Here is a 13,931-nt window from a genome sequence, read left to right on the forward strand (position 1 = left end):
TTAACCATGTCTGTGTTCACCCCCCTGGCTCGGCCCGAGCTGGAAACCTTTCTCGCCCCTTACGGGCTCGGCCGTCTGCTTGATTTCCAGGGGATCGCCGCCGGCAGCGAAAACACCAATTTCTTCATCAGCCTGGAACAGGGCGAATTCGTGCTGACCCTGGTCGAGCGCGGCCCGGTGCAGGAAATGCCGTTCTTCATCGACCTGCTCGACGTACTGCACGAGGCCGATCTGCCGGTGCCCTACGCGCTGCGCACCACTGACGGCGTGGCCCTGCGTGAACTGAAGGGTAAACCGGCATTGCTCCAGCCGCGCCTGTCCGGCAAGCACATCAAAGTTGCCAACGCCCAGCATTGCGCGCAGGTCGGCGAGTTGCAGGCGCATCTGCACCTGGCGACCCAGGGCGAGCGCATGATCAAGCGCAAGACCGATCGTGGCCTGGACTGGATGCTGGAGGAGGGCAACGAGTTTCTCACGCACCTGAGCAACGAGCCGCGTGCGCTGCTGCACAAGGCGCTGGAAGAAATCACCCTGCAGAAAGACAAAATTCTCGCGCTGCCACGGGCCAACATTCACGCCGATCTGTTCCGCGATAACGCGATGTTCGAAGGCACGCATCTGACCGGGTTGATCGACTTTTACAATGCCTGCTCGGGGCCGATGCTCTATGACGTGGCGATTGCCTTGAATGACTGGTGTTCGGACGAGGAAGGCTTGATTGACGGGCCGCGTGCCCGCGCTTTCCTCGGTGCCTATGCGGCGCTGCGTCCGTTCACTGCCGCTGAAGCTGAACTCTGGCCGACCATGCTGCGCGTGGCCTGTGTGCGGTTCTGGCTGTCGCGGTTGATCGCCGCCGAGCAATTTGCCGGGCAGGACGTGCTGATTCACGATCCACGGGAATTTGAGTTGCGGCTGGCGCAGCGGCAGCAGGTGCATACACCGCTGCCTTTCGCTCTTTAAGATCAAAAGATCGCAGCCTTCGGCAGCTCCTACAGGGGATCACCATGTAGGAGCCTGCCGAAGGCTGCGATCTTTTTTTGGGGTTACAACGATTCCAGGCACCCGGCCAGATCGTTGCCCAGCTTCTCCAGCACCTGCTCATACCCCTGAGCGGTCGCCGGCGTATAGCCGCCCAGCGCATCCAGCTCCGCCAGTTTCACTGGCAGACCCGCTACCAGCGTTTCCGCCAGGCGTGGACGCAGCGGCGGTTCGCTGAACACACAGGTCTTGCCCACTTCCTGCAGGCGCTTGCGCATCGCGGCGACATGCTGCGCGCCAGGCTGCACTTCGGCGGCCACGCTGAACACGCCGGTGTGCTTCAGGCCGTACGCGTCCTCGAAGTAGTCGAAGGCTTCGTGGAATACGAAATACGGCTTGCCTTCAACGCTGGCCAGACGCTGCTTCAGCCGCGCATCCAGCGCATCGAGACGTGCGTCGAAGGCCTTGGCGTTGCTCTGATAGCGTTCGGCGTTGGCCGGATCGGCAGCGCTGAGATCCGTGGCCATCTTGTCGGCGATCACCCGCGCATTCACCGGCGATAGCCACAAATGCGCGTCCAGCGTGCCCGGGCGATGATCGTGATCATGCTCGTCGGCTTCTTCGGCGTGGGAGTGGCTGTCTTCGGCGAAGCGGCGCAACTTCATGCCCGGCAGGTCCTGCACGGCGACGCTCGGCAGCGTACGACCGTTCAGCACGCGTGGCAGGAAGCCTTCCATGTCCGGGCCGATCCAGTACAGCAGATCCACCGATTGCACCTTGCGCACGTCGGACGGGCGCAGCGCGTAGTTATGCGGCGAAGCGCCCGGCGGCAGCAGCACTTCCGGGATGGCCACTCCGTCCTGTACGGCCGCCGCAATCAACTGCAGCGGTTTGATGCTGGTGAGAACCTTGACCTCGGCCTGAGCCGAACCGATCAGCAGAAAACTGCCGACAAAAGCCACAAAAACAGAAAAAAGTCGGGACACGATGACCACTCAAGGAGGCGAGAACGGGTAACATAATAACGTCTCTATCAAAACTCGTCGCCGCCCATGCCTATTACACCGATCGCCAGCCGTCCCCACGACCACTCTCATTGCGTGCATAGCGCACTGACCGAGGCCGATACCTTGTGCGCCCAGAAAGGCCTGCGCCTGACTGCGCTGCGTCGGCGGGTGCTGGAACTGGTGTGGCAGAGCCACAAGCCACTGGGCGCCTACGACATTCTCGCGGTACTGAGTGAGCAGGACGGTCGTCGCGCCGCGCCGCCGACCGTATACCGCGCGCTGGATTTCCTGCTGGAAAACGGCCTGGTGCACCGCATCTCCTCGCTCAACGCTTTCGTCGGTTGTGTGCATCCCGAGCATGCGCATCAGGGCCAGTTTCTGATCTGCCGCGAGTGTCACGCCGCCATCGAGCTGGAACAGAAAGCCATCAGCGACGCGATCATCCACAGCGCCAAGGATGTCGGTTTCATCGTCGAAGCGCAGACCGTCGAAGTGGTCGGCCTGTGCTCCGGTTGCCAGGGGGCTTGATGAGCAACCCGTTGATCCGTCTTGAGCAGGTTGCCGTCACTTTTGCCGGGCAGACCGTGCTGGACAACATCGAGCTGAGCGTCGAACCGGGGCAGATCGTCACCCTGATCGGCCCCAATGGCGCCGGCAAGACCACCCTGGTGCGCGCCGTGCTCGGGCTGTTGAAGCCGGACAGCGGCAGCGTCTGGCGCAAGCCGAAACTGCGCGTCGGCTACATGCCGCAGAAACTGCACGTCGATCCGACCTTGCCGCTGTCGGTACTGCGCTTCCTGCGCCTGGTGCCCGGCGTAGACCGTCCGCGTGCGCTGGCAGCGCTCAAGGAAGTCGGCGCCGAACACGTCATCGACAGCCCGGTGCAAAGTGTTTCCGGTGGCGAAATGCAGCGCGTGCTGCTGGCCCGGGCGCTATTGCGCGAGCCGGAGCTGCTGGTGCTGGACGAGCCGGTGCAGGGCGTCGATGTCGCCGGGCAAGCCGAGCTGTACAGCCTGATTACCCGCCTGCGTGACCGTCACGGCTGCGGCGTGCTGATGGTGTCCCACGATCTGCATCTGGTGATGAGCACCACTGATCAGGTGGTTTGTCTGAATCGCCACGTCTGCTGCTCCGGGCATCCCGAGCAGGTCAGCGGCGATCCGGCGTTCGTCGAGCTGTTTGGCAAGAATGCGCCGAGCCTGGCGATCTATCACCACCATCACGACCACGCCCATGACCTGCACGGTTCGGTGGTCAAGGCGCCCGGTGCGGGCCACACCCACGTTCACGGAGACCACTGCAAGCATGGCTGATTTTCTGTTGTATGCCCTGCTTGCAGGTCTGGCGCTGGCGCTGGTTGCCGGTCCGTTGGGGTCGTTCGTGGTCTGGCGGCGCATGGCCTACTTCGGCGACACCCTGTCCCACGCCGCGCTGCTCGGCGTGGCGCTGGGCTTTCTGCTGGATGTCAGCCCGACGGTCGCGGTGACCGTCGGCTGCCTGTTGCTGGCGGTGCTGCTGGTGACCTTGCAACAGCGCCAGCCGCTGGCCTCCGACACGTTGTTGGGGATTCTTGCACCGAGCACGCTCTCTCTCGGGCTGGTGGTACTAAGCTTCATGCATGAAGTGCGGATCGACCTGATGGCCTATCTGTTCGGCGACTTGCTGGCGATCAGTCCGACCGACCTGGCGTGGATCCTCGGCGGCAGCGCGGCGGTGCTGGTATTGCTGGTGACGCTATGGCGGCCGCTGCTGGCGATTACCGTGCATGAGGAGCTGGCCAAGGTCGAAGGCCTGCCGGTGGCGGGCCTGCGCATGGCGCTGATGCTGTTGATTGCAGTGGTGATCGCGGTGGCGATGAAAATCGTCGGGGTGTTGCTGATTACTTCGCTGCTGATCATTCCGGCGGCTGCGGCACAGCGTCACGCCCGTTCGCCGGAGCAGATGGCGCTGGGCGCGAGCCTGCTGGGCATGGTCGCCGTGTGTGGCGGGCTGGCGCTGTCATGGTTCAAGGACACCCCTGCGGGGCCGTCGATCGTTGTGACGGCGGCCGCACTGTTTCTGCTGAGTTTTGTTCTGCCCCGTCGAGGGGTGTAGACTTGCTCGCTTTTTGCGCAATTAGAGAGTCGCAGGAATGAAGCCGTTCGCCTCCCGTTATCTGCTCCTTGTCGCATTTTCCATGCTGCTGGGCGCCTGCCAAAGCACGCCGCCGGTGGCCGAAGCCCCCGACGCGCGGGCCACGGCCATCGCACAGCTGGAGCAAAGCCTGGCCAGCAGCGAACTGGCCACCGCCGAAGACCAATTGGCCGCCTTGCAGGCACAGACCCCCAACGATCAGTCCCTCGAGCAATACCAGCGCCAGTTGGCCGAAGCCTACCTGCGCCGCAGCCAGATCGTCTTGCAGAAAGGTGATGTGAACGCCGCAGCCACCGCGCTGAGCCGCGCCCGTGCCCTGATGCCCAAAGCCCCGGCACTGACCGGTGGCGTCAATGGCGCCATCACCGAAGCGCGCAAAGCCGAGCTGGAGAAAGCCGAAGCGGCGCTGCTGGCGGCCGAAGCCAAACCGAAAGCCAAGGTTATCGATCCGACTGCCGAAAGCACCACGGTGGCGCTGAACATCAACGATAGTCGCAAACTTCGCCGGCAACTGGATGCGATCGCCGCCGATGTGGTGAATTACGAGTGTGCGGTGAGCATTCAGGCGCCGCGCACCCAGGATTACCCATGGCTGGCGACGTTGCTGAGCAAGCGAGTGAAGAAACTCAATCCGGATTTCGAATTGCGGATCGAGAAGCAGATTCTGCGCACGGTGCCGGCGCAGATGGTTTTGATTCCAGCCAAACCCTAAAAAGATCGCAGCCTCCGGCAGCTCCTACAGGTGCAAATAATCCCTGTAGGAGCTGCCGAAGGTTGCGATTTTTTGTTTTTACGCCGGAATGGCTTTGGCCTTAGGCTCGCGATCCCAAACCCGATGCTGCCCGATCGCCGCGAAGAACGGCTCGGTCAACCCCGGTACATCCTTGCCCTGCAACAACCCCGCATCCGCTTCCAGCTTCAGCAGATCCTGCAATTGCTTGGCCTCGCCGTGCAGGGCAATCGCCTTCAGGTGCTTGTAGGCTTCCAGCAGGTAATGCAGCGCTACGCCGTCACCGCTCAACGCCTTGATCGACGCCGCGCCACCCGGCACGAACACCGCATCGAAGATCACTGAAGGCATGCCTTCCATCGATGCGTCCACCGGCAGGGCTTTGCCATCGGCGGTCTTCACCGGTGCCGAAGTCGGGCCGAGCAGCTTGGCGTGCGCACCCTCCGCCTCCAAGGCCTTCTTCATGGCTTCAATCGCCGCACCATCGACGCCGTTAGCGGCAAGAATCGCCACTTTGCGGGTTTTGATGTTCTCTGGCAGCAGATTCGCCTGACTCAGCGCCGGCGAATGATCGAACGAAGTCTTGCGCACCTCGACCGTGCCTTTGCTCGGTGCCGGCAACCCGAGGTTGGCCGCTACGCGTTTGGCCAATTCCAGGTCGATGTTGGCGAGAATCTCGTTCACCTGCCGTGCACGGATGAACTCACGTTCGACCTTGCCCAGCTCGAAGCTGTAGGCGGCGATGATGTGTTCCTTCTCGTGCTCACTCATGCTGTTGAAGAACAGCCGCGCTTGCGAGAAGTGATCGCTGAACGACTCGCTGCGCTGGCGGATCTTGTTCGCATCGATGCGTTCCGGGTAGCTCTCGAAGCCGCCGTCCTGCGCGGCTGGCGGAGTTTCCTTCGGCCAGCCGCCATCGATCGAGTTCGGCTCGTAGGACGCGCGCCCCTTGTCGATCACGGTGCGGTGCTGGGCGTCGCGCTGGCCGTTGTGGAACGGTGCGACCGGGCGGTTGATCGGCAGCTCATGAAAATTCGGCCCACCGAGTCGGCTGATTTGCGTATCGGTGTAGGAAAACAGCCGACCTTGCAGCAGCGGGTCATTCGAGAAGTCGATGCCGGGCACGATGTGGCCGGGGCAGAATGCGACCTGTTCGGTCTCGGCGAAGAAGTTGTCCGGATTGCGGTTGAGGGTCATCTTGCCCAGCGGGGTGATCGGCACGATCTCTTCCGGGATCAGCTTGGTCGGGTCGAGGATGTCGAAATCGAAGTCGTGTTCGTTTTCCTCCTCGATGATCTGCACGCCCAGCTCCCATTCCGGGTAGTCGCCCATCTCGATGGCTTCCCAGAGATCGCGACGGTGGTAGTCGGTGTCTTTACCGGCGAGCTTCTGCGCCTCGTCCCACACCAGCGAGCAGGTGCCGGCGGTCGGGCGCCAGTGGAATTTGACGAAGCGTGATTTGCCCTCGGCGTTGACCAGGCGGAAGGTGTGCACGCCAAAGCCCTGCATGCTGCGCAGGCTTTTCGGGATTGCCCGGTCGGACATCGCCCAGATCACCATGTGCGCCGATTCCGGCACCAGCGAGACGAAGTCCCAAAAGGTGTCGTGGGCCGAGCCGCCGGTGGGGATTTCGTTGTGCGGCTCGGGCTTCACCGCGTGGACGAAGTCGGGGAACTTGATCGCGTCCTGGATGAAGAACACTGGCATGTTGTTGCCGACCAGATCGAAGTTGCCTTCGTCGGTGAAGAACTTCACCGCGAAACCGCGCACGTCACGCACGGTGTCACCGGAACCGCGTGGCCCCTGTACCGTGGAAAAACGCACGAACACCGGGGTCTTTTTCCCCGGGTCCTGCAGGAAGCCGGCCTTGGTCAGCGTCGAATGGTTTTCGTAGGCCTGGAAGAAACCATGCGCACCAGTGCCGCGCGCGTGAACGATGCGCTCTGGGATGCGTTCGTGGTCAAAGTGCGTGATTTTCTCACGCATGATGAAGTCTTCCAGCAAGGACGGCCCTCGCGGGCCGGCCTTGAGGGTGTTCTGGTTATCGGCGACCTTGACCCCCTGATTGGTGCGCAGGGCCTGGCCGGTAGCGTCGGAGCGAAACTTCTCCAGGCTGTCGAGTTTGGCGTTGGTGTTGGCGCGATCCTTGGTATCGGTTCCGGCCAGCTGGCTTTTGTCGGTCGTAGGTTTCTTGCTGCTCATCAGACGTAAACTCCTCGGTTGACCCCGTTTCAACGGGGACTCTTGAGCGTTTCCGGGCACGGTTACCCAGGGTTTCAAGTCGCTTAACTAGTGACCAATGAGCGGGAACGGGCGTTCCTTTTTTATGACCTTTGATCTTGTTATTGCCAAATCGAAGGTTAATTGCGAAATAAATGCTAAGAACCTCTATACGGACAGGCTAAAATGCGCGCCCGGCTAACCGCTGATCCTTTTCTAACGCGCCCCACAAGGTTCGCTACGTGATCGAGTTTCAAAACGTCCACAAAACTTACCGCGTCGCCGGTAAGGACATCCCCGCCCTGCACCCGACCAGTCTTTCGATTGAAAACGGTCAGGTCTTCGGCCTGATCGGCCATTCCGGTGCGGGAAAAAGTACCCTGCTGCGTCTGATCAATCGCCTGGAAGACTCCAGCGGCGGCAAGATTATCGTCGACGGCGAAGAAGTCACCGCGCTGGACGCCAATGGCCTGCGCCGTTTCCGCCAGCAGGTCGGGATGATCTTCCAGCACTTCAACCTGCTCGCCTCCAAGACCGTGGCCGACAACGTTGCGCTGCCGCTGACCCTGGCCGGCGAACTGTCGACCAGCGAGATCAATCAGCGCGTCGCCGAGTTGCTGGCGCGGGTCGGTCTGTCCGATCACGCCAAGAAGTACCCGGCACAATTGTCCGGCGGCCAGAAGCAGCGCGTCGGCATCGCCCGCGCCCTGGCGACCAAGCCGAAGATTCTGCTGTGCGACGAGGCCACCAGCGCCCTCGACCCGCAGACCACCGCCTCGGTTCTGCAACTGCTGGCCGAGATCAATCGTGAGCTGAAGCTGACCATCGTCCTGATCACCCACGAGATGGATGTGATCCGTCGCGTCTGCGATCAGGTGGCAGTGATGGACGCCGGGGTGATCGTCGAGCAAGGTTCGGTGGCCGATGTGTTCCTGCATCCGCAGCACCCGACCACCAAGCGTTTCGTTCAGGAAAGCGAGCAGATCGACGAAAGCGAACAGCGCGATGACTTCGCTCACGTGCCGGGTCGCATCGTGCGTCTGACCTTCCAGGGCGAAGCGACCTACGCGCCGTTGCTCGGTACCGTTGCCCGGGAAACCGGGGTCGACTACAGCATCCTCGCCGGTCGCATCGACCGCATCAAAGACATTCCTTACGGGCAATTGACCCTCGCCGTCACCGGTGGCGACATGGAAGCGGCGTTCGCCCGCTTCACCGCCGCTGACGTTCATATGGAGGTGCTGCGTTAATGGAAATGCTCAAGGCTTTCTTCGAAAACATCGATTGGCTGGAAATCTGGCTGGCCACTGGCGACACCATGCTGATGCTCGGTGGTTCGCTGCTGTTCACCGTATTGCTCGGCCTGCCGCTGGGCGTGCTGCTGTTTCTCTGCAGCCCGCGTCAGTTGCTGGAAAACCGTGGCCTCTACGCCTTCATGTCGCTGGCGGTGAACATTCTGCGTTCGTTGCCGTTCATCATTCTGTTGATCGTGATGATCCCGTTCACCGTGCTGATCACCGGCACTTCGCTGGGCGTGGCCGGTGCGATTCCGCCGTTGGTGATAGGTGCGACCCCGTTCTTCGCGCGTCTGGTGGAAACCGCCCTGCGTGAAGTCGATCGCGGCATCATCGAAGCCACCCAGTCGATGGGCGCGACCACCCGGCAGATCATCATGAACGCCTTGCTGCCGGAAGCCCGTCCGGGCATCTTCGCGGCGATTACGGTGACCGCGATTACCCTGGTTTCCTACACGGCAATGGCCGGTGTGGTCGGCGCCGGTGGTCTGGGTGACCTGGCGATCCGTTTCGGCTACCAGCGCTTCCAGACTGACGTGATGATCGTCACCGTGGTATTGCTGCTGATTCTGGTACAAGTGCTGCAAATGGTGGGCGACCGACTGGTCGTGCATTTCTCGCGCAAATAACCGGTTGTTGTAATCAAGAAATGAGCCGGCCATTCGCTGGCAGGCGCCAGACGGGCGCCTCATAAGGAGTTAGCTGAATGAAAAAACTGATCGCTGCTTTCGCGGCCGTAGCCGCTTTTTCGGCCCACGCTGAAACCCTGACCGTTGCCGCCACTCCGGTGCCGCACGCAGAAATCCTCGAGTTCGTGAAGCCGGCCCTGGCCAAAGAAGGCGTGGATCTGAAGGTCAAGGTCTTCACCGACTACATTCAGCCGAACGTGCAGGTGGCCGAGAAGCGCCTGGACGCCAACTTCTTCCAGCACCAGCCGTACCTCGATGAGTTCAACAAGGCCAAGGGCACCAGCCTGGTGGCGGTGACCGGCGTGCATCTGGAGCCACTGGGCGCCTACTCGAACAAGATCAAGGATCTGAAGGACCTGCCAAGCGGCGCCAACGTGGTGATTCCGAACGACGCCACCAACGGCGGCCGTGCGCTGTTGCTGCTGGCCAAGGCTGGCCTGATCACCCTGAAGGATCCGACCAACATTCTGTCGACCCCGAAAGACATCGCGCAGAACCCGAAAGACCTGAAAATCCGTGAACTGGAAGCCGCGACCATCCCGCGCGTGCTGACCCAGGTCGATCTGGCGCTGATCAACACCAACTACGCGCTGGAAGCCAAGCTTGATCCGTCCAAGGATGCGCTGGTGATCGAAGGCAACGACTCGCCGTACGTGAACATCCTGGTGTCCCGCGCGGACAACAAGGACAGCGACGCGATGCAAAAACTGGCTGCTGCGCTGCACAGCCCGGAAGTGAAGAAATTCATTACCGAGAAGTACAAAGGCGCGGTATTGCCGGCGTTCTGATCCAGGACGGGACAGGCGCAATAAAAAGGCGATCCCTCAGGATCGCCTTTTTTATGGGGAAAATCCCCCTGTAGGAGCTGTCGAGTGAAACGAGGCTGCGATCTTTTGATCTTGCTTTGAAGATCACGAGCAAAAGATCGTAGCCTTCGGCAGCTCCTACAGAGGAATGTCTACCCCTGATTATTTGCGGTTAAGCATGACCGGGAGCTGCGCCACCAGTTTGGCGTTGTTCAGCGGCGCCCGGATGAACCCGCGCTGCGTGCCGTCCGGGCCGATCACCGCGAGGTTGCCACTGTGATCCACCGTGTAGTTCGGCTGGCTGGTATCGGCCGGAATGAACGGAATACTCACCGCATTGGCGACCTTCTGCAGCTCTTCGATCGATTTCGGCGTCAGGCCGATGAACTGTGGATCGAAGTAGCCCAGGTACTGTTTCAACTGCTGTGGGTTGTCACGGTTCGGGTCGACGCTGACCAGTACGATCTGCAGTTTATCCACAGCATCCTTGGGCAGCTCGCTCTTGATCTGGCGCAGTTGGGCGAGGGTTGTCGGGCAGATGTCCGGGCAGAAGGTGTAGCCGAAGAACAGCAGGCTCCACTTGCCTTTCAACTCATCAATGGCGACCGGCTGGCCATCCTGATTGGTCATCGTCACGCTCGGCAAGGTGCGACTCTGCGGCAGCAGAATGATGCCGGCGTCGATCAGCGCGGTGGGGTCGCCCTGGCCCTTGCCACTCAGCACTTTGTTGACGGTCAGTCCCAGGATCAGCGCGATCACGGCGACGAGGATGAAGACGGTTTTCTGGGTTCGAGTCATAGGTTCAACAGTAAGTAGTGGTCTACGAGCAGGGCGATGAACAACAGGAACAAGTAATAAATAGAGTACTTGAAGGTGTTGATCGCCGCGTGCGGCCGAGTGCCACGGTACAGCACCACGGCCCATTGCAGAAACCTTGCGCCCAGCGCGAGTGCGCAGATCAGGTAGAGCACGCCGCTCATGTGGATCACGTACGGCAGCAGGCTCACCGCCAGCAGCGCGAAGGTGTACAGCAGAATGTGCACCTTGGTGTAGTGCTCGCCGTGGGTCACCGGCAGCATCGGGATGTCGGCCTTGGCGTATTCCTCCTTGCGATGAATCGCCAGCGCCCAGAAGTGCGGCGGAGTCCAGGCGAAGATGATCAGCACCAGCAGCAACGGTTCGGCGCTGACGTGGCCGGTGGCGGCGGTCCAGCCGAGCAGTGGTGGAGCGGCGCCGGCGAGACCGCCGATGACAATGTTCTGTGGCGTCGCGCGTTTGAGGAAACCGGTGTAGATCACCGCGTAGCCGAGTAACGAAGCGAGGGTCAGCCACGCGGTCAGCGCATTGGTGAAAGTCAGCAGCATCGCCTGCCCGAGCAGCGCCAGCACCAGCGCAAAGGTCAGCGCCGCTGCGGGCGAAACCCGGCCCTCGGCCAATGGCCGTTTGTGGGTGCGCGCCATGACCGCATCGATGCGCCGGTCGACCACATGATTCACCGCCGCTGCTCCGCCGGCACACAGCGCGATCCCCAGATTGCCGAACACCAGCACTGTCCATGGCACCCCGGCGCGGGTCGCGAGGAACATGCCGACCAGCGAGGTGATCAGCATCAGCACCACCACTTTCGGCTTGGTCAGCTCCAGATAGTCACGCCATAGCGCTTGCGCGGGGCGTTCGCCGATCAGAAGCGCCATGGCGTTTCTCCTTTAATAGTGATGGGCGCCGTCACGTGTTTACGTGGGCTGAGGCGCCAGCGCGCAAGCACCGGCTGCTTGACCCGGACCAGACTGGTGCGCGCGTGATAATTGACCAGCACCATGCTCAGCAGCAGCGCTGCGCCACCAGCGTTGTGGGCCACGGCCACCGGCAGCGGCAGATGGAACAACACGTTGCTGATGCCAAGGGTGATTTGTGCGCCAAGGGCGACCAGCACCAGCCCGGCGAGCCGGGTCATGCCGACGGCCCGGAGTTGCCAGGCCAGACCGAGCAGTACCAGCGTCACCAACAATGCGCCGATGCGGTGGGTCAGATGAATCGCCGTGCGCGCATCGCTGTCGAGTTGTCCGCCGAGGTAGTTCGGGCCGATGTGCTGGGTCAGGTGAAAGCCGTTGGCAAAGTCCGCCGGTGGCAGCCATTGGCCGTGGCAGGTCGGGAAGTCGATGCAGGCCACCGCCGCGTAGTTGGAACTGACCCAGCCACCCAACGCGATCTGACCAATCACCAACAACAATCCTGCGGTCGCCCAATATTGCAAACGCTTGGGCACGGTCAGCGCCGGCAGTACGCCGGACAGGCGCAAGGTCAGCAGGAACAGCAGACTCAACGTCGCAAAACCGCCGAGCAAATGCCCGGTGACCACTTGCGGCCAGAGCTTGAGCGTTACCGTCCACATGCCGAACGCCGCTTGGGCGAACACCACCGCCAGCAGAAACAACGGCAGTTTCAGTGGCAGCCCCGGATGACCACGATTGACCCAGGCACGTGCGGCCAGAATCGCAATCAGCAGGCCAAGGGTGCCGGCGAAGTAACGGTGGATCATCTCGTTCCAGCCCTTGTGCGCCACCACCGGCGAGTCGGGGTAATGCAGTTCGGCATGGGCCAGTTGGGCTTCGCTTTTCGGCACGCTGATAAACCCGTAGCAGCCCGGCCAGTCCGGACAGCCCAGGCCGGCATGGGTCAGGCGGGTGTAGGCGCCGAGCAGCACGACGATCAGTGCCAGCAGGGTGGCAAACAGCGCGAGGCGAAATCCAGGTTTGGCCATGACGATGCCCTTATCCGATGTTCGACAGTTTCAGCAGGTGGCGCAGGTCGTTGAGCAGATCCTTGCCCTTCACGCTCGGGTCGTAGCGCAGTACGAGGTTGCCGTGGGGGTCGATGATCCACAGCTGCGGCGTGGTCTTGTCGCCGGAGGCCTTGCTCAACGCTGTGCTGTCCAGCGGGTAGCGTTGCAGCTGCGGATATTCGCGGGTCAACTTGGCTTCGTAGTCGGCGCTCAGCGGCTGTGCAGCGGCGAGGGCATGGCTGGCGCGCCCGGCATCGCGGCCGAGGCCGATCTGGATCTGCCGGGCGAGGTACACCAGTTGCTGACAGTCCACCGCGCAATCCTTCGGCGCGGTCACCAGCATCTGCCAGCGTTGCTCATCAGCTTGCACGCCGAGGTCGGCGCGGGTCTGGCCGTTGCCGATCAGTTCGCCGTGATAGCTGCGTCCCTCCGGCACCCAGAACTGCAATTTGTACATGCCGGTGGCGAGCAGCATCGGGCCGACCACGCCGAGCACAATCAGCAACAGCTGGATCCGTCCGCGGCGGCGGGTGGCGGCAGGTTTCGCCTCAGACATGCTGGGTGGATTCATGGCCGTTCCCATGGTGGTTCTCCTTTGCGTTGTGCAATCCAAGGTAGAGATAGAGACCGAGCAGGGCGGTGGCCATGGCGAACCACTGCACGGCGTATCCAAGGTGTTTTTCCGGGCCCATGGCGACGACCGGCCAGTCGGCCTCATAGCTGGCGGGGCCGGGTTCGGCGCGAAGTTCGTAGGCGAAGCCGTCACGTTCGAGGGTTTTCCACAACTTGGCCGGCTCGACGGCGGTGATGGTTTGCGGCCAGGTGCTGCTGGCCGGGTCGGCGTGCAACTGGAAGGTCGCACCGGGAGCGACGTAGACCCAGGCATCCAGGTTCACCGCGTCGGTGGGGGTTACGAATTGCGGCGTTACCCGACGATCCGGCCATGGCAACCAGCCGCGATTGACCAGCAGCCACTGGCCGCTGGCCCGATCCTGAAACGGTTGCAGCAGCTCGATACCGACCTTGCCGTTGCGCTGACGGTTATCCAGCAGCAGGCTGTGGGCGCCATCGAACTGGCCGTACAGGTGCACGCGGCGAAAGGCCGGGTCGGCGCTGTGCAGCAATTCGCTGCTGGCCATCGGATCAGCCGCGCGGCGTTCGGCGTAAGTGGCGAGCAGGGCGGTTTTCTCCGCGCCCCGACCCAGTTGCCAGAAACCCAGCGACACCAGCAGTGGCAGCAACAGCGCTACCACCACGGTCGGTAGTACGCCCGGGCGGAAGCGCTTCATGG

Annotated in this window: 15 protein-coding genes; 8 read left to right on the plus strand and 7 right to left on the minus strand. The window is 62.1% G+C overall.

The window, feature by feature from the left end; translation table 11 throughout:
- The first annotated feature begins 6 nt into the window (after positions 1 to 6).
- Positions 7 to 960 (plus strand): homoserine kinase, encoded by a 954-nt coding sequence (locus BW33_RS03320; RefSeq protein WP_047597036.1) that lies wholly within the window; start codon positions 7 to 9, stop codon positions 958 to 960.
- A gap of 83 nt (positions 961 to 1,043) precedes the next feature.
- Here the strand turns inward: BW33_RS03320 and BW33_RS03325 are convergent, their stop codons facing one another.
- Positions 1,044 to 1,964 carry a zinc ABC transporter substrate-binding protein ZnuA gene (locus BW33_RS03325; RefSeq protein ID WP_081794165.1) on the minus strand — a complete coding sequence of 307 codons (921 nt, stop codon included), beginning with the start codon at positions 1,962 to 1,964 and terminating at the stop codon, positions 1,044 to 1,046.
- 66 nt (positions 1,965 to 2,030) lie between these two features.
- Here BW33_RS03325 and BW33_RS03330 point away from each other — a divergent pair, with 66 nt between their 5' ends.
- The 4 genes from BW33_RS03330 to BW33_RS03345 are packed head-to-tail and all read left to right on the plus strand — an operon-like array spanning position 2,031 to position 4,830.
- A complete protein-coding gene (locus tag BW33_RS03330) occupies positions 2,031 to 2,513 on the plus strand; it encodes a Fur family transcriptional regulator (protein WP_007962761.1) in 483 nt (160 codons plus the stop codon).
- Complete coding sequence (gene znuC / locus BW33_RS03335) at positions 2,513 to 3,298, plus strand: zinc ABC transporter ATP-binding protein ZnuC (protein WP_027610233.1); 786 nt, start codon at positions 2,513 to 2,515, stop codon at positions 3,296 to 3,298. The genes BW33_RS03330 and znuC overlap by 1 nt, the downstream gene beginning before the upstream one ends.
- A complete protein-coding gene (gene znuB / locus BW33_RS03340; RefSeq protein WP_047597038.1) occupies positions 3,291 to 4,079 on the plus strand; it encodes a zinc ABC transporter permease subunit ZnuB in 789 nt (262 codons plus the stop codon). Before znuC ends, znuB begins: the two co-directional genes overlap by 8 nt.
- Positions 4,080 to 4,116: 37 nt before the next feature.
- On the plus strand, positions 4,117 to 4,830 hold the full coding sequence (locus tag BW33_RS03345) for a PA5502 family lipoprotein (RefSeq protein ID WP_047597039.1): 714 nt from the start codon (positions 4,117 to 4,119) through the stop codon (positions 4,828 to 4,830).
- 78 nt (positions 4,831 to 4,908) lie between these two features.
- On the opposite strand, the gene katE is transcribed toward BW33_RS03345, so the two are convergent.
- The gene (gene katE, locus BW33_RS03350) at positions 4,909 to 7,050 is read right to left on the minus strand and encodes a catalase HPII (protein ID WP_047597040.1); all 2,142 of its coding nucleotides are present in this window, start codon (positions 7,048 to 7,050) and stop codon (positions 4,909 to 4,911) included.
- Positions 7,051 to 7,310: 260 nt separating this feature from the next.
- Here katE and BW33_RS03355 point away from each other — a divergent pair, with 260 nt between their 5' ends.
- The 3 genes from BW33_RS03355 to BW33_RS03365 all read left to right on the plus strand — a co-directional run bounded on the left by BW33_RS03355 (position 7,311) and on the right by BW33_RS03365 (position 9,840).
- Positions 7,311 to 8,318, plus strand: coding sequence for a methionine ABC transporter ATP-binding protein (locus BW33_RS03355; RefSeq protein ID WP_047597041.1), 1,008 nt, complete (start codon positions 7,311 to 7,313; stop codon positions 8,316 to 8,318).
- A complete protein-coding gene (locus tag BW33_RS03360; protein ID WP_047597042.1) occupies positions 8,318 to 8,992 on the plus strand; it encodes a methionine ABC transporter permease in 675 nt (224 codons plus the stop codon). The genes BW33_RS03355 and BW33_RS03360 overlap by 1 nt, the downstream gene beginning before the upstream one ends.
- A gap of 77 nt (positions 8,993 to 9,069) precedes the next feature.
- Positions 9,070 to 9,840, plus strand: a complete 771-nt coding sequence (locus BW33_RS03365) for a MetQ/NlpA family ABC transporter substrate-binding protein (protein WP_047597043.1) — start codon at positions 9,070 to 9,072, stop codon at positions 9,838 to 9,840.
- Positions 9,841 to 10,020: 180 nt separating this feature from the next.
- Here the strand turns inward: BW33_RS03365 and BW33_RS03370 are convergent, their stop codons facing one another.
- The 5 genes from BW33_RS03370 to BW33_RS03390 are packed head-to-tail and all read right to left on the minus strand — an operon-like array spanning position 10,021 to position 13,929.
- Positions 10,021 to 10,656: an SCO family protein gene (locus tag BW33_RS03370; protein WP_047597044.1), complete on the minus strand. Its 636-nt coding sequence runs from the start codon at positions 10,654 to 10,656 to the stop codon at positions 10,021 to 10,023.
- Positions 10,653 to 11,552, minus strand: coding sequence for a heme o synthase (cyoE, locus tag BW33_RS03375; RefSeq protein WP_003220336.1), 900 nt, complete (start codon positions 11,550 to 11,552; stop codon positions 10,653 to 10,655). The genes BW33_RS03370 and cyoE overlap by 4 nt, the downstream gene beginning before the upstream one ends.
- Positions 11,540 to 12,619 (minus strand): COX15/CtaA family protein, encoded by a 1,080-nt coding sequence (locus BW33_RS03380; RefSeq protein WP_047597045.1) that lies wholly within the window; start codon positions 12,617 to 12,619, stop codon positions 11,540 to 11,542. The genes cyoE and BW33_RS03380 overlap by 13 nt, the downstream gene beginning before the upstream one ends.
- A 10-nt stretch (positions 12,620 to 12,629) precedes the next feature.
- A complete protein-coding gene (locus BW33_RS03385; protein WP_047597046.1) occupies positions 12,630 to 13,223 on the minus strand; it encodes a hypothetical protein in 594 nt (197 codons plus the stop codon).
- Positions 13,189 to 13,929, minus strand: coding sequence for an SURF1 family protein (locus tag BW33_RS03390; RefSeq protein WP_047597047.1), 741 nt, complete (start codon positions 13,927 to 13,929; stop codon positions 13,189 to 13,191). Before BW33_RS03390 ends, BW33_RS03385 begins: the two co-directional genes overlap by 35 nt.
- Between the last annotated feature and the right edge of the window lie 2 nt (positions 13,930 to 13,931).

It is taken from the genome of Pseudomonas sp. RIT288 (assembly GCF_000631985.1).
Classification (GTDB): domain Bacteria; phylum Pseudomonadota; class Gammaproteobacteria; order Pseudomonadales; family Pseudomonadaceae; genus Aquipseudomonas.

What these genes read in the sequence shown, in the direction of transcription:
- BW33_RS03320 (WP_047597036.1), top strand. Translation starts at nt 7, where the DNA reads ATGTCTGTGTTCACCCCCCTGGCTCGGCCCGAGCTGGAAACCTTTCTC.
- BW33_RS03330 (WP_007962761.1), top strand. Translation starts at nt 2,031, where the DNA reads ATGCCTATTACACCGATCGCCAGCCGTCCCCACGACCACTCTCATTGC.
- znuC (WP_027610233.1), top strand. Translation starts at nt 2,513, where the DNA reads ATGAGCAACCCGTTGATCCGTCTTGAGCAGGTTGCCGTCACTTTTGCC.
- znuB (WP_047597038.1), top strand. Translation starts at nt 3,291, where the DNA reads ATGGCTGATTTTCTGTTGTATGCCCTGCTTGCAGGTCTGGCGCTGGCG.
- BW33_RS03345 (WP_047597039.1), top strand. Translation starts at nt 4,117, where the DNA reads ATGAAGCCGTTCGCCTCCCGTTATCTGCTCCTTGTCGCATTTTCCATG.
- katE (WP_047597040.1), bottom strand. Translation starts at nt 7,050, where the DNA reads ATGAGCAGCAAGAAACCTACGACCGACAAAAGCCAGCTGGCCGGAACC.
- BW33_RS03360 (WP_047597042.1), top strand. Translation starts at nt 8,318, where the DNA reads ATGGAAATGCTCAAGGCTTTCTTCGAAAACATCGATTGGCTGGAAATC.
- BW33_RS03365 (WP_047597043.1), top strand. Translation starts at nt 9,070, where the DNA reads ATGAAAAAACTGATCGCTGCTTTCGCGGCCGTAGCCGCTTTTTCGGCC.
- BW33_RS03370 (WP_047597044.1), bottom strand. Translation starts at nt 10,656, where the DNA reads ATGACTCGAACCCAGAAAACCGTCTTCATCCTCGTCGCCGTGATCGCG.
- cyoE (WP_003220336.1), bottom strand. Translation starts at nt 11,552, where the DNA reads ATGGCGCTTCTGATCGGCGAACGCCCCGCGCAAGCGCTATGGCGTGAC.
- BW33_RS03380 (WP_047597045.1), bottom strand. Translation starts at nt 12,619, where the DNA reads ATGGCCAAACCTGGATTTCGCCTCGCGCTGTTTGCCACCCTGCTGGCA.
- BW33_RS03385 (WP_047597046.1), bottom strand. Translation starts at nt 13,223, where the DNA reads ATGGGAACGGCCATGAATCCACCCAGCATGTCTGAGGCGAAACCTGCC.
- BW33_RS03390 (WP_047597047.1), bottom strand. Translation starts at nt 13,929, where the DNA reads ATGAAGCGCTTCCGCCCGGGCGTACTACCGACCGTGGTGGTAGCGCTG.